The organism is Providencia sp. PROV080, assembly GCF_033688105.1.
Taxonomy (GTDB): Bacteria; Pseudomonadota; Gammaproteobacteria; order Enterobacterales; family Enterobacteriaceae; genus Providencia; species Providencia zhejiangensis.
The window spans coordinates 4,021,637-4,037,354 of record NZ_CP096346.1 but is presented as its reverse complement, the minus strand read 5'-3'; the positions used below and the strand labels follow the sequence as shown (position 1 = coordinate 4,037,354).

The window sequence follows — 15,718 nt, the reverse complement described above, 5'->3', positions numbered from 1 at the left end:
GCACGATACAGGTTTGTTCTCTCTCATCGAATTCACGGTATATTCTTTTGTTGCATAAATTGTCATTTTTAATTATTTCATGTTATCTATGAAATCTGTCAGCCTGCCTTAACATTTAAATGAATGAGGTATGGAAGAATGGCACGAAAATGGCAGTCAGCAACGGCATTGTTATTAATCCTGACGACGGGAGCATGGGCGAAAAACATTCAATTATTAAATGTTTCTTATGATCCGACTCGGGAATTTTACCAGCAATATAACCAAGCTTTTAGCCAGTATTGGCAAGGAAAAACTGGGGATACGGTAACCATTCGTCAGTCTCATGGTGGTTCAGGTAAACAAGCAACATCTGTCATTAATGGCTTGGAAGCCGATGTCGTCACGCTAGCGTTAGCTTATGATGTTGATGCCATAGCGGACAGCGGGCGCATTGATAAAAATTGGATAAAACGGCTCCCCGATAATTCCGCACCTTACACTTCAACAATTGTCTTTCTTGTCCGTAAAGGTAATCCTAAAAATATCCAAGATTGGGATGATTTGATCCGTCAAGATGTTGCGATTGTGACACCGAATCCCAAAACCTCAGGCGGAGCGCGTTGGAATTATCTTGGGGCTTGGGGATATGCTTTGGAAAAAAATCATCATGACCCAGAGAAAGCCAAACAATTTGTTAAACAACTCTATCAAAATGTTGAGGTGTTAGATTCTGGTGCTCGCGGCGCAACAAATAGCTTTGTGGAACGTGGAATTGGAGATGTATTAATTGCGTGGGAAAACGAGGCGTTATTAGCGATTAATGAGCTTGGTGAAAATGGTGAATTTGAAATTGTGACGCCTAGCATCTCTATTTTAGCTGAGCCTACTGTGGCTGTGGTTGATAAAACCGTCGATAAACGTGACCGCCGAGAAGTCGCACAAGCCTATTTGGAGTATTTATACTCCCCTGAAGGGCAAGAAATAGCCGCTAAAAATTATTATCGACCCCGTGATGCGGATGTCGCTAAAAAATATCAGCAACGCTTTCCTAAACTGAAACTATTGACGGTTGATGATGTGTTTGGCGGTTGGACTCAAGCGCAATCTACGCATTTTGCCAATGGGGGCGTTTTTGATGAGATTAGTCGCCGCCCCTAACACTCACGGCATATTTTGAGTCGCCGACATCACTTTTGTGCACCTAACAGCCGGTTTTCTCGCCACCGAACGACATGTTACATAGGAGAAACAGGGGTTGCTTTATGATGCTTGTGGATTGCTACCGCTCAATGAGGGGATGAGCGGTAGCAATATTTTTTCTGTTATTGCCAGACGTATTTCACGCCTAATTGGCCTAAGTAGAATGTTTGGCGGTTATGACTACCAGAGGTAATGCCGGCACCTTTCGGATTTTCCCAAGTACTCGGCTCAACAGCGAATCCACCCCATAATGTGATTTTGGGGGTTAAATTATAGAAAACTTGTGTGCCAACTCGGTAACCCTCTTTCACTTTCTGGGTCGTACGTTGGTTGCTGTCGTAATTGTGCTCATTTAGGTAATAGCGGAAGTACGGCATAATACTCCATTCTTGGTTTAGGGTAACTGGGAAGTAGCCACGGATTTGGTTTTGTTCCCATGTTTTATTGAAGTCTTTATCCCATGTCCAGTCGGTGTACATATAGAGTTTAGCGGTTGCCGAATCATTCACCTTGTAGACGATACCGTGTTCGGATTCCCACTCATAACTATTGGGGGCGTGGAAATTATCGTAGTGGTAAAACGCATCCCAGAAATTAAATGCCCACTTATCGTTGAAATTATAAGTCCCGCTAGGCATCAACCAAAATAGTGTGTTCGATGGACGCGCCATCGTTCCGGGAGCCGAGTCATTTGATTCTTTTCGGTAGGTCACGTTTAGGTTGAATTGCCCTACATCGCTCGAATACATTTTACGTGTTGCCCCAATTTGGGTACGGTTACGAATAAAAGAGTCTTTTGATGTAGAGAAATTATGGTTATAGCTTCTTAAAGACTCTTTGTGTTCAAGAAAGAAGCTCCATTTAGATTCAGGGTTTGATAAGAAGAGCTGGCCTATCATCGTTGTTTTGTCATATACCTTGCCGCCACTGGTATTATGGTGACCTTCAAATTTTTCTAATTCCATATAAACGTTAGACGTAATTCGCCAGTAGTCGTTATTTATAGGCTCAGCCGCTAATACTGGGGTAGCAAGGCTAGTAACAGAGAGAAAGAGTAAACCATTCAATGATATTTTCATGATGATCCTTTAATTTTTAATTATTGTTTATGAGGTAGCAGTGTTTGTTTTTGTTGAGGTGTAATAACCAGCCTTATATTTCCGATGGAGATATAGAGGCTGGAAAGTACAGAGTGAAAATAGGCGTTAATGTGTTGTGTTGTAGGTTTCACCGTAACCATAAGGAAACAGGATTTTATCCCCTTGAGGGTTCTTGATATTGACCGGCAGTTGCCCCTTAGGCATATTCAAAGGTTGTTTCTGTTGGTCTGCAAATAATGTGCGTAATCCACTACGAATATTCGTTTCCAGTGAATTACGGTTATTATTCGTAATATCAAATCCAGTAATGCCGTAGATAGCGATGTTAGCTTTAACGTCTTTCAAATAGGCGATATCGTAAGGGTTACGAGAGGAAATAACGACGAGCGGAATATTTGCTTTATTCGCTTCATCAATGATTATCTGAGCGTTAGTTGGATTATCTTTTAAGTTATAGGTGGTCAATAAGATCAGATCTTGGTTTTTTAATCGAGGTTTAATATCTTTTTCAGTGAGGGTGTTTTCCGCTAATTTGATCACGATTTCTTGGCTATCAATAGTGACACCCGTTTCATTAGCAATAGCATTTAAGTGTTTTTGAATTAATTCATTACGTGGTTTTTCATCGGAAATGACGAGTATTCTATTTTGTGGTTTCAAGATATAAGGCAGCACATGATCATTTTTGATCACCGTAATCGCTTGCTCTGAAACCATATTCTCCAGATCTTTATGGCCTTTAGAGGCGACAATCTGTTGAGCATTTTTTAAATCAACCGGTTGAGCGGTGATCTCTTGCTGTAATTTTTTCAGTATGACGCGTTTAGCCGACTCATCAATACGTTTTTGTAATTCAGGGTTTTTCTTAGCCTCACTTTCAAGATAGCGATACATATTGTCTAGACGAGTAATTGATTCGCTGTCCCACATTTTGATTGGCATAAGGATGATATCCGAGCCTGCTAATAAAGAGGTTTCTACAGCCCAATTCATATCAAAATTATCCGCAATCGCTCCCATATCCATGGCGTCAGTGATGATGAGGCCATCATAATTTAGCTCATCACGTAAAATGCCGTGTAGGATAGGTTTTGACAGCGTAGCGGGTGTTCCCACCTCTTTCCCTGTTAGCGTTTTGATCTTGCTGTTATCGAGGGCAGGCACAATGATGTGCGCCGTCATTACTGCGTCTGCGCCATGGTTGAGCGCATACTGGAAGGGCGGTAACTCTGTAGAGCGCCACTCTTGTTCATTTGAATTCACGACAGGTAAGTCTACGTGAGAGTCAGAGGAAACATTACCATGCCCAGGGAAGTGTTTTAGTGAGGTCAATAAATTGTATTTATGGATGCCTTTGATGTAATTGGTCGAAAGCTGTTCGACCAGCTCTTTATTATCCGAATAGGAGCGCACACCAATGACAGGGTTATTTTGATTGTTATTCACATCGACAACAGGGCCAAAGTTGATATTAAAGCCGAGGCTGGATAATTCATAGCCATGGATCATGCCGGTTAGCTCTGCGAGAGCAGGATTACGGGTCGCGCCTAAGGCCATATTACCGGGCATTTCGGTTCCGACACGAAGGCGAGTGACATAGCCGCCTTCTTGGTCAGTACCAATAAAGAGTGGCAAATTACTACGGGAAGCTTGTAGCTGGTTAATTAATTCCACCGTTTGGGGGGGATCAATTAAATTTTCACGGAACAAGATGACAGAACCTAAGTGGTATTGATTAATCACTTTAGAAACTTCCTCGTTCATGACCAGAAATGGAGCTGGCTCGCCTTTGCTATCCTGATTCCAATATCTGAAGTCCAACATAAATAGTTGGCCAATTTTTTCGGCTTCAGACATATTATTGACAATTTCTTCAGCAGATTTTTGTTTGTTTTTCCACAAAGTATCAAGCTGTGCTTGTGAAATAGGTTCAGCCAACGACACGGCGCTCAATAAACAGAGGGAAAGTAGAGTCAGATTTTTCATCGAGTTATTCCTAAGTTATTTTTCGATGAATAATAAGTAGGGTTAATTAATTATAAAGTGAGATAAATCACAGATAAGATTATTCTTATTTGTTATGAAATAAGAATAGTTATCGATTTAACAAATTGTGCTATATTAAGTAGTGCATTGATTTTGTTTGATTAATTTTGTGGAATACTTAATATTTCTATAGAATAATTCCACTTTGGAATTATTCCCTTATGTGATCTAGGCTGTGAATTGCGTGAAAAGATTTAATTATCTAAACTATTAATTGAAACTGAATTTTTATTCTGATTAATGTGTAAAAAATGTTTTAATTATTAATTTTAATATAAAATATAGCGTTTAATAAAAAAGCCGTATTACTGCTATTACGACTTTTTTATCTTTTAAAATAAAGTGTTGTGTTCCGCTTATCATTGCCAAGAGTATTTGATACCAATTTGCCCCAAGTAGTAGGTTTGACTATGACTCCTTCCTGATGTCATATGATTGTTTATGGGGTATTTCCACTGTGTCGCTTCAATCGCTGCGCCACCCCAGAGTGTTAATTTGGGGGTCACGTTATAAGCGATTTGTGTTCCAATACGATAGCCGTTTTTGATCCGTTGAGTTAAATTTTTCTGGCCATCATAACTGCTGTCATTCAAAAAATAGCGAAAATAAGGCGTAATCGCCCATTTTTCACTGATCTTAATAGGGAAGTAGCCTCTTATTTGATCCCGTGCAAAAACTTGATTGAAATCTTTATCCCACACTCTATCGTTATATAAAGTGAATTTTGCTGTAACGGCATTCGAGTGTTTGTAAGTGACGCCGTGTTCAGCTTCCCACTCATAGTAGTTTGATGCTAAAAAGTTACTGTAGTAATAGAGCGCATCCCAAAAATCAAAAGACCATTTTTTATTAATTTGAATGCTACCTGCTGGCATTAACCAATATAAGCTATTGGATGAAAGCGCGGTGGTATTTGGTGCGGAATCATTGGATTCTTTTCGGTAACTTCCATTTAGACTGAATGCTGCAACCGCACTTCGGTAGAGCTGGCGGGTCGCGCCAATTTGAGTTCGATTACGGATAGAGGAGTCACGGGAACTCGAAAAGTCATGCCCATAATTTTTTAATGACTCACGATGTTCGAAATAAAAGCCCCATAATGATTGTGGGTTAGTCAGTGCAAGCTTACCTACCATGCTGACTTTGTCGAATACTTTGTTATTAAAGCTGTCTCGTTGACCTTGGTACTCTTCAACTTCGACATAAACATCTGTGTCTACATGCCAATAATCATTACTGGCTTGGGAAAAAGCGGTTGTTGGTAATATTATGACTGTGCTTAGAATTAAACCTTTAAAATATTCCATAATCATCCTTATCGTGAATGCTTTATTTGATGAAAATTAATAATGCAATGTTGATGACGAATAGCCGTTATCATTTTTTATTTAACAGTAAGGTGTTATTTATCGTTAACATTCATTTTTTTAAAACGTGTAAATAATTTAAGGTCGAAGCCAATGTGAATTTAATGTAAAAAAAGTCGCCTTGTCGAGTATTCTTGATAAGAGGTATGAAAGGAATATTTAAGATTATTAGTGGGATAAGTAATAAATCATATTGATGATTTATAGTTTATTTTTCTAGGGATGATAAAATGCGAAAAGGAATAATTTATTTTAGGGAGTTTTTGTTTTTGTGATTCAAATAAATAAAATGAATTTTCTTTATTGTGGAAATATATTGTTTTTTATTAGTGTTATTATTCTTTTATTATGGCAGCAAATAAAAAAACCGCCAATAAACATTGACGGTTTATTCTCAATAAAAATAAATTATTTCGCGTTTTTCGCTTCAGCAGCCGCTTTAACAATCACAGCAAATGCGTCAGCTTTTAATGACGCGCCACCGACGAGTGCACCATCAATATCTGGTTGAGTGAAAAGCTCTGCCGCATTACTTGCATTAACAGAACCACCATATTGGATGATCACTTGTGCTGCGATGGCAGCATCTTTTTTCGCAATGTGGTCACGAATGAATTTATGAACAGCTTGTGCTTGCGCTGGGGTCGCTGATTTGCCTGTACCGATAGCCCAAATAGGCTCATAAGCAATCACTGCTCCTTGGAATGCCTGCGCGCCCAGTGTATTGAGCACCGCATCGATTTGGCGAGCACACACTTCTTCTGTTTTACCCGCTTCGTTTTCCGCTTCTGTTTCACCAATGCACAGCACGGGGATCAAACCTTGTTCTTTCAATACCGCAAATTTTTTAGCAATAAACTCATCGCTTTCTTTATGGTATGTACGGCGCTCAGAGTGACCGATGATAATGTATTTTGCACCGATATCTTTGAGCATTTCCGCAGATGTTTCACCAGTGAATGCGCCGGAAAGGTTTACGTCAACGTTTTGTGCACCTAATGCGATACGGCTACCTGCAAGCGCATGTTTTGCTTGACCTAGGTAGATAGCCGGTGGGGCAATCGCTACATCGCAGCCATCAACACTGCTCAGTTCATTGCGTAAACCCGCGATCAGGTCATTAACCATATGGGTGCTGCCGTTCAGTTTCCAGTTACCCATTACCAATGGATGTCGCATGTTGTTTCCTCCAACCAGAGAGTTTGATTTATCAATAAGTGACTCGCCGCGCTGTTACATTTTGTGCAACGAGAAAAATGTTTCTGTCACTGTGCCTAAAATTGAGGTGTTAAGTATAAAGAGAATACATAACAATAGCTTTGCTTTTTATCACGCTGCTGACGATTGCTGTGATCCTTATCTATTTAAGGCGCTTCTGTTTCTAGCTTAATCGGTTCAACAGCAAAAGTAAGCACATTATTTTCACTTTTTACTAAAATGTAGCGTAGACCGCCTAAACGAACCTCTTCGGCATGGACGGCATCTTTATTCGCCATAAATTTATTTAATGCGAGGGTTAATTCAGGCGCTTTATCGACAGAAATGTTTGGGTCAAATTGATGGATAATCGCCATAATATAGCGTTCTGCTAATTGCCTATTCGCTTGAGTATCTTGACGCTCTTCTGGCAGTAAAGTGACTTGTAAACTTTTAATCTTTTCGCTTCCACGCTCAAGAACAGCGGATGAATATAGGTGAGCATTAATTCGAGAAGCGGCGCGAATATAGGGAGCCGAAATATCTTGGCTCGCTATCACCTTGTATTCATGTAGCGGTAACGTCGGATTGGTTTGATTAAACTGGTTACGTAACTGAGGGATAGTGAGGTCGAATGAGGGCGCATCAGGGGCTAAGTAAGCCACTTCAAAGTCCGTGTTAGGCAGTGTCGGTACTTTTTGTGCAAATGTCAGTTGTGGCAAACCAAGTAGAAAAACGGTTATGATGATAGGGATTGAACGGAGTGCGGGTTGTTTCATTTGTTTTGCCACTCATTTTAGGGTTTTTAATAGTGTATCAGGATCTGGTGTAATGACATTACAACAATGGGCCTTCTCCTTCAAAGGGCGAATAGGTCGTCGACCTTTTTGGGCGGGTATCGCCTTATGCTTTATTTTAATGACGGTTATTGTGCTTTTGCAAAATGCATTGCGCTTACCTGAAATCGTAGTGATCGTGTTGTTTGTATTGTTGCTATACCCGTTAGCGGCAATTTTTACCAAACGTCTACATGATAGAGGAAAACCCGGCGGCTGGTTTGCATTAATTATTCTTGCATTTGCCTTGTTTTCCATGGATGTCAGCCAATTAGCACCTGTTTGGCAATGGGGAATTGGGCGTTTTTTACCTCTTTTAATTGCCATGATTATGTTATTAGACTGTGGTGTTTTTGTCGGGATGGATTCTGAAAATCAATACGGCAAAAAAACACAACCTGTTGATTATCTTTCTTGATCCCCTATATCACGCATTAAGGGGATCTTAGGATGACTACCAATATTGCTCACTGCTGATATGACCCGGTTTACGGCGTAAATGTTTGCGCATATCACGGGTTTTTATCAGTACCTCTCGTGTGTCTTTAACCATTTCAGGGTTACCACATAGCATTACGTGGCTGCTAGCAGCATCAAGGGAAACTCCTGTAACGTTTTCGAGCATCTGGTTTTCAATTAATGCAGGCACTCGCCCATATAAAGCGCCTTCACACTGCTCACGGCTGACAACGGTCACCAAATGGAGCTTTTCTGGGTAGCGCTCGGCTAGCTGTTTCATTAAAGGAAGATAACTTAGGTCTTTTTGATAGCGGACGGCATGTAAAAGGATAATTTTTTCAAAACGCTCAAGATCCTTACCTTCTTGTAAGATAGAGAGAAAAGGGCCTATTGCCGTGCCCGTTGAGAGCATCCAAAGATGCTGGCAGTCAGGGATCTCATCCAAAATAAAGAAACCAGACGCCTCATCAGTGACTTGCAGTGTATCTCCTACACGCAATTGGGCAAGTTTAGGGCTTAATTTCCCGTTAGGGACGACGACAAAGTAGAATTCAAGTCGATCATCGCTGGGAGCATTGACGTAAGAGTAGGCGCGTTGTACACGTTCTCCCTCGATTTCCAAGGCAAGTTTTGCAAATTGACCAGCGATAAAAGGTTTAATGGGGGCATTGATGACTAAGCTAAAGAGTGACTCGGTCCAAAATTTTGCTTCAATAACAGTTCCGTTAACCCAATTGGCCATAAATTTTCACCTCTGAATTTTTTTCAGCTTTGCGACTTATCAGAGTTTCATACTAAATCAGTTTACTATTTGCGCTTATCGATAAAGTGTTCCAGTGAATTATTCTTTTAAATGGTGCACTGCTAAATTTAATGTACAGTTTTATTGCCATATGTGGCGAATTTTGCTGACGTTGGCATGCTAATTAAAATGCTATCCTATCTCGAAAAAAAAATTCAATTTGTTATCTTAGTCGCGCAGCAGCTAACGATGGGATAACGGCTGCTTTATCAAATAAAACAATCGATAACACTCTGGGGTGTTCCCCTGAAATAAAGCTTTTATGTTATTTGTGTCTAATGACACAGCTAGGCTGTGCGCTCAGGATGATAAAATTAGTTTGAGAAGAAAATGAGAAAACTGGAAAATTTTAATTTACTGATCTTGCTGATTGCTTTAGCGGCAGTGGGGCAGATGACGCAGACGGTTTATGTACCTGTCATTGCGGATATTGCCGTGTATTTTGGACAACCGTCCGGCTCTGTGCAACGCGTCATGGCGGCCTATCTCTTTACTTATGGCTTTTCTCAGCTGATCTATGGGCCGTTGTCAGACCGAATTGGTCGCCGTCCCGTGATTTTAGTGGGAATGGTGATCTTTTTACTCTCAACGTTACTGGCTATTTTTGCGCCTACACTGGATATTTTAGTGCTCGCGAGTGGTTTGCAAGGTCTGGGAACTGGCGTCGCCGGTGTTATGGTTCGTACCATGCCACGCGATCTTTATAAAGGCACTTCATTACGCTATGCGAATAGCTTATTAAATATGGGTGTATTAGTGAGTCCTTTAGTGGCACCGATGTTTGGGGGCTTATTAGCCCACTTCTGGGGCTGGCATGCGTGTTATATTTTCTTGTTTGTATTAGGCGCCACTGTACTGTTAAGCATGTATCGCTGGTTGCCTGAAACAAGACCTGTTTCACCAGAAAAACACAAAATGCTCACTTCATACCGTCAATTATTATCAACAGGTTCTTTTGTGTCTTATTTAATCATGTTGATTGGCGCATTAGCGGGTATTGCTGTTTTCGAGGCGAGTAGCGGAGTGTTGATGGGCGGCGTACTGGGTCTTAACAGTATTACTGTCAGTATTTTATTCATTATTCCTATTCCAGCGGCGTTCTTTGGGGCTTGGTATGCAGGGCGTGATGGTAAAAGTTTTTATCAGTTAATGTGGCAATCGGTCATTTGCTGTCTGATAGCTGGCTTAATGATGTGGATCCCTGGTTGGTTTGGCACAATGAATATCTGGACTTTACTGGTACCGGCTTCTGTCTTTTTCTTTGGTGCGGGTATGTTATTCCCGCTTGCTACAACGGGGGCCATGGAACCTTTTCCCTATTTAGCGGGGGCGGCGGGCGCATTAGTCGGCGGTATGCAAAATGTGGGATCCGGCATAGCAACTTGGGTGTCCGCGTTATTACCCCAAAATGGGCAGTTTAGTTTAGGGTTATTAATGTTCTTGATGTCAGTACTTGTTTTATTGTGTTGGCTGCCATTAGCACATCGCATGGATAGGACTGAACATACGGTATAATCCTCAGTTGCAGGCGGTACGCAATACCGCCTGCTCTAGCTTAGAGAGTTAAAGGCGCAGAAAAATTCTTGGTGCTAGCTGACCACCGTGTGTCGTTTTCTACACGCATATGCAGCGGTGTGTTATCCATCGCAGCAATCAAATCAATGTGTTGATCTCGCTGATTAAAAACAACGGGCCGATTGTAATCTAGCCACTGAGTATTCTCACTGAGCGGTATGGATGTATTTTGGTTTAATATTAATGTATTAGGATGAATATCGTCTTGTAAGTGCCTATCGATATAAACCTTAAGCCCTGTGATAGTTAATTTGGGTGTACTGTCGATATTGCCGATAATCGATAATCGCTCTCCCTGTCGTGATATCATCCATTGCTCTTGGGGAACTTGCTCTTGAATTTGCCCTGAGCCATCATCCAGCAGTAAGGTTAGCCAATAAGTGTATTGTCCTTCTGGCAGTTGCATCGCTGAGATATCCACGGTTTGATTAATATAGGCATCAGACAGCAGTAAACTCTCTGATTCAACATCATAAGCTATTGGCGTTACATATTTATCGATAACCTGCTCTAAGTGATTGATGGGTGAAAATGTGTGTACACCATGAGGTAAGGCATGTTCTCCCCACGGATCACGTAATGAAAAATATTGTTTTTGCCGCTGCCCATCTTTCACCCAAATAGCACATAACACACTGTCTTGAGTTATTTTCTGTTTGTCGATTTTTCCAGTGGACATATCAATCAACGCGGTGTCTGTTGCTGACCAAAATAGTTTACTGCCTTGCCAATAGTCATCGAGCGTCAGCTGAGGAGTCGGGGATTTGCTATCCCACTGGCTAAATAGGCGGTTTGCCAAAGCATTGGGGTTGTTGTAGGTATAAATGGGCTTATCGAGTTGTTTATCGGTATTGATTTTGGCTAATTCAAGTTTGACGAGTTCCCCTTTGTCAGGAAGATTGAGGTTGATTGTTGTTAAGTCCGTGACCGCTTGTAGATGTTCGGTCAATAGACCATATTGAGTCGCGTAGGTCACTTTAAGTGCATAGTGCATGTCGTCATTGTAAGGCCGACCTGTTGCTGTGATTAAATTATGGTATGGCGCTGGTAGGTGACCACGTGTTCGTATTGGCTTGAGCGTGCTATAGGGGTGAAGCTGACCATTTGGCATGGTTAAGATTGAAGCATTGATCCAATAGACAGGGACATCTCGTTGATGGGCTAATTCATAGGGAGAACTCGTTGGGTAAAACTGCGCGAAATTATCCTCCGTGAGTGTCTCCCATTGATGACTATTATCTGACCAACGCTGATAATAACCGTCACCAGCGAAACCATGATCTTCAATATCTTCACCTTCTAGAGCGTTTGGCTGCCAGCGTAATTTTTGTCTCAGAAATTGTTGTATACGCTGAGTAAAATAATCGGAGTGGGAAGTGAATGCATTAAAAATATCATGGCCTGCATCACTTAGGTAAGGATATAACATAGGCAGCACTTCAGCCACTTGGCCTGTATACGCATTGATGTACTTGTAAGTCATATATGACTGTGCCTGTTGGTCAAATGCGATGTTGAAGCCGTTGTGTTTCTTATCAAATGGGTAAGCCGTGCTAGGCTCCGTAGTATGGTGCAGACCAAATCCATGTCCATACACTTCGTGCCACATGACATTGGCATAAGCGACACCACTACCTTGGTTTTTCCATGCTAAGCCAAGTAGACTACTCACGCCTGTCGGAGTCAGTGAATAGTAATTAAAGTCACTATCAAGTCCATTTGTTCTACTGGTTTCGATGCTGCGATGGGAACCCCAAGAAATTTGTTCGCTGTGATGAGGATAAAGGCCGCTTAACCTATCATAGGTCGGCATAAAAAGTGCTGCGCGATGTGTGATTTGTGGCTCGAGAGGTAAAAACTGCGACAAAGCTGGGTAACTATATAAGGTAAATGCGTTAGTGGGCAGCTTGGCTGCGGCTTCCATCCCCCAGCTCAGGGGGGAATAGGCATAAACACCTTGTCCATGACGATAAAGGCTATGGTTCGTGACACGCGAAACCATGTCATTGCTTGTGCTAATTTGGGGAGTAAAGATACCGTGGTGATCGGTGTACGGCATCACCACCGGGGTATCACCTACCAATAATTGCAATTTCATACCCGGTTGTATCCATTGACCTTGAAGCGGAGCCGTATAACTCTGCTGATGCAGCTCATGGCTTTTTATGGTTGGCGTATTTGGAATAACAGGTAATTGCTGAGGTAAATTTTCTGGTCCAGTTAAACGAATTCGCCCAATTTCTTGGTCATCTTTATCCATCACGACTGCGGTAATGTCTGGCGCATTCGCGGAGGATGGGCTTGTGATATCAACTTTTAATAATGCCCAACGATTGGCCGTGAGTACGAAATAGGGGGTATCGGGGCTTTGTAAATGGGTCTGTGCGAGCTGGATGGTGTGAACTTGCATATCTACCGGTACGTGATTGCCACGTACAGCAGGCTCATGGTAGATCGGATCAGGTAGTGTAAAGACTCTTTTCCCCGGGTAGTTTGTCACAGGGGCATCGTCTGATTGTAGTTGAATCGACATGGGGGCGGAATATTGGCCATTTTTCAAAATGGCCATAAAGTCAAATTGATCGCTCCCTGAAAAAGGACTATCGCTATTTGCCTGATAGAGCCACTCACCTGTTTGATGGTTGAGTCTGACCTTGCCAAATGTTGGCTCCTCAAGTAAACGGTATTCAATAACATCTGGGTGAGTAGGCAATTTTCCCGTTATTGCTCCGATGATCAAAGAGGCGGCTTCTTCTCTATGATTTTCAGCGATAACAAAAGGCAATGTCTGATGTTGCAAACCCAAATTGAAGTTTTCAAGGGAACGCTTTAATGGGTCGAAGAGAGATAGCACCTGCTGATTTTCATCATAGCTTACATGCAGCGATTGGGTCTGCGCTTGGGACCGTAGATAATGCTGTAATTGTGCAACAAATTGCTCGGATGATGTGATCGGTAAGTCAGGCGATTTAAATTCATTCTTTAGCAAATGTACACGCTTGTCCGTTTCGCCTGCCAGTGATAAAGAAAGATGTGTTAATTCTTTCAGGCTATTCGCATACAGTTTGAAGGTGTGTGTCGTGCCATTTTCATCCTCTGTCGATGCTATGTGTGTGGGATTGATGGATATATGGGCGGTTGGTCGATTTTGTTTCAGTTGAAACTGAGTAAAATAAACATCATCACCTTGAATAATAATATGATTATTTTGATATCTGACGGATACCCTTGTGTCCACGTGATCGGTGATCCGCTGATTAATGTGTTGTTCTATTTCTTGTACTAATGATTGCCATGAAGGGTGAGATGACAGAGGGATATCTTCTAAGATAAAGGGCGTCGTGGCTTCAGGCGTGTGTAGCGTGAGTGAAAAGTACTCAGTTTGAGCAAGCATTTCTTCCGTTAAATTCAGCGTATTTATTGATGTTGAAGGCAACTGAATGGTTTGCTGATAATGAGATTGCCTTAATGAAGGTTCGGTTATTGTCGGAATAGGGTCTGAACTCACTTGAACGTCAGCGATGTCATACTCTAAGGCGTCATCAGGAACCGGTTTATAGTCTTCACCATGACAAGCTAATTGCCAATAAAGTGCGAAGTGAGGCACTTCCCCCTGTGTCATTATTGTGGCTTGAATAGGGTAGCTTTCACCTGATTTTATATTATGAACTTGATTGCTTTCAGGGTCCTGAATGTGGCTGACTGAGTTTATTTGATAAGAGAAGGGCTCTGAACCTCTGCTGGTTAACCATAAGTCACCATCTTCAGGTGCCGTGACTACACCACTAAATAGCCATTGAGTTGGTCGGCTACGAGCAGGTAGGGGATCATTTGAGTTTGCAGAGAGCATATATTCTGCAACTCGCGTTGTTTCGTTAGTCAGTGGATCCCAGTCACTTACGGTCACTTGTAATCCCTTTCTCTTAAGGGTGACCGCTGGAATGGTGACATGTTCTTCATGGTTTTGTTGTGGATGAATGTCACTGATTAATTGTTGAATGGCTAGGCTGGGAACATGATGAGTTGGGCTGTGTAAAATAAAAACACTGCCGCCAGTCAGCTCCATCCAATGGCGAATTAACGCCACTTGTTGTTGATTCGCATTTGCTGGTAATACGACGATGTCATAATGGCGATGCCATTCACCACTGGGGAGTAGAGCATCTGCAAGTTGCTCTGCGGCTCGATGGTCGTTATCTTGCCAATGGTGTGGCGAGTTAAAGCTATCAACAAATAGATTGTGTTTGGTGTGAAAATCAAACCCAGAAAATTGTTCGGTATCGAGCGCACTTAATAGGTAAGTTTTGCGGCTTTCATGAGCAATTCGTGGTTTTCCTGCTAACCAACTGATCAATTGAAAGGCCGTATTGCCCATCTTGGAATCGGTTGGACCTTGGTGAGATAATGCAGCGAGTAGTGCTGAATCATCGCGTATTACCGCAACACGACCACGATTCTTGTAATAGCCTAGCTGTAGTTTTTTTTGCTCAACTTCATGCACAATAATGGTATTGATGGCTTCATTTTGCGGATGATCGAGGGGCGTTGTGTTTATATTAGAGGCTTCTCTATGCTGAGGGTGGTGAAGTACATGGTCGGGCACCACTTCAAACCCATTTCCAGCATCCCAATAAAAGCGAAATTGTGGCACTAAGCCATCTGTAATGGCGGTAAATCGGATGGGGTATTGTTCCCCTGATTTGAGATGGTCGACGGTGATACCATCAGCGATTTGTTGTTGGCTTAAGTCGATTTTTTGCTGATTGATTTCAAGCGATAACGGTGTGTTATGCTGATCAACCATGAAGAGATATTTTCCATCCCGTGGCACATTGAGTACTCCCTCATAAACCCACTGGCTTTGAGAGGGCCTTGCCGTTAAAGGCGTCGTGTTATTTCTTAAATCCGAAATGGCAACAGATTGTGTCATAACAGGGAGATTTGGATCTGCCATATCATAAACAAACGCTAACAAACCAGATTCATTTTTTTCTTCTTTTGGTAAAGATACGGCCTCTTTTTGGTTATCCATAACCTATCTCCGTTGTTGAACAGTGGCTTTTATTCCCTATAAATCAATTGGATATTTTAAGTTATTAAAATGTGGCGTCTAATTTATTATTAATATACTAATAAGCTAATTATTTAATTAAT

Annotated in this window: 10 protein-coding genes; 3 read left to right on the top strand and 7 right to left on the bottom strand. The window is 41.7% G+C overall.

Going from position 1 to position 15,718, the window contains the following annotated elements; translation table 11 throughout:
* The first annotated feature begins 138 nt into the window (after nt 1-138).
* Entirely contained in the window at nt 139-1,140 is a 1,002-nt protein-coding gene (locus M1F03_RS18275; protein ID WP_163863354.1) for a sulfate ABC transporter substrate-binding protein, read from the top strand.
* Nucleotides 1,141-1,304: 164 nt separating this feature from the next.
* Here M1F03_RS18275 and M1F03_RS18270 read toward each other — a convergent pair whose 3' ends face one another.
* The 5 genes from M1F03_RS18270 to M1F03_RS18250 form a co-directional block, all read right to left on the bottom strand.
* A complete protein-coding gene (locus tag M1F03_RS18270) occupies nt 1,305-2,261 on the bottom strand; it encodes an OmpG family monomeric porin (RefSeq protein WP_163863352.1) in 957 nt (318 codons plus the stop codon).
* A 126-nt stretch (nt 2,262-2,387) separates the two neighbouring features.
* Nucleotides 2,388-4,268 carry a glycoside hydrolase family 3 protein gene (locus tag M1F03_RS18265; RefSeq protein ID WP_318840037.1) on the bottom strand — a complete coding sequence of 627 codons (1,881 nt, stop codon included), beginning with the start codon at nt 4,266-4,268 and terminating at the stop codon, nt 2,388-2,390.
* Between the two features lie 419 nt (nt 4,269-4,687).
* Nucleotides 4,688-5,635, bottom strand: a complete 948-nt coding sequence (locus tag M1F03_RS18260) for an OmpG family monomeric porin (protein WP_282560474.1) — start codon at nt 5,633-5,635, stop codon at nt 4,688-4,690.
* A gap of 468 nt (nt 5,636-6,103) precedes the next feature.
* Entirely contained in the window at nt 6,104-6,874 is a 771-nt protein-coding gene (tpiA, locus tag M1F03_RS18255; RefSeq protein ID WP_154623342.1) for a triose-phosphate isomerase, read from the bottom strand.
* A 185-nt stretch (nt 6,875-7,059) separates the two neighbouring features.
* Nucleotides 7,060-7,671, bottom strand: coding sequence for a DUF1454 family protein (locus M1F03_RS18250; RefSeq protein ID WP_154623343.1), 612 nt, complete (start codon nt 7,669-7,671; stop codon nt 7,060-7,062).
* A gap of 52 nt (nt 7,672-7,723) precedes the next feature.
* Here M1F03_RS18250 and M1F03_RS18245 point away from each other — a divergent pair, with 52 nt between their 5' ends.
* Nucleotides 7,724-8,146, top strand: coding sequence for a DUF805 domain-containing protein (locus M1F03_RS18245; RefSeq protein WP_154623344.1), 423 nt, complete (start codon nt 7,724-7,726; stop codon nt 8,144-8,146).
* A gap of 36 nt (nt 8,147-8,182) precedes the next feature.
* Here the strand turns inward: M1F03_RS18245 and fpr are convergent, their stop codons facing one another.
* Entirely contained in the window at nt 8,183-8,929 is a 747-nt protein-coding gene (fpr, locus tag M1F03_RS18240) for a ferredoxin--NADP(+) reductase (protein ID WP_154623345.1), read from the bottom strand.
* A 390-nt stretch (nt 8,930-9,319) separates the two neighbouring features.
* Here fpr and emrD point away from each other — a divergent pair, with 390 nt between their 5' ends.
* Complete coding sequence (emrD, locus tag M1F03_RS18235) at nt 9,320-10,504, top strand: multidrug efflux MFS transporter EmrD (protein ID WP_163863350.1); 1,185 nt, start codon at nt 9,320-9,322, stop codon at nt 10,502-10,504.
* A gap of 40 nt (nt 10,505-10,544) precedes the next feature.
* Here the strand turns inward: emrD and M1F03_RS18230 are convergent, their stop codons facing one another.
* Entirely contained in the window at nt 10,545-15,596 is a 5,052-nt protein-coding gene (locus M1F03_RS18230) for a hypothetical protein (protein WP_251464789.1), read from the bottom strand.
* Nucleotides 15,597-15,718: the final 122 nt, after the last annotated feature.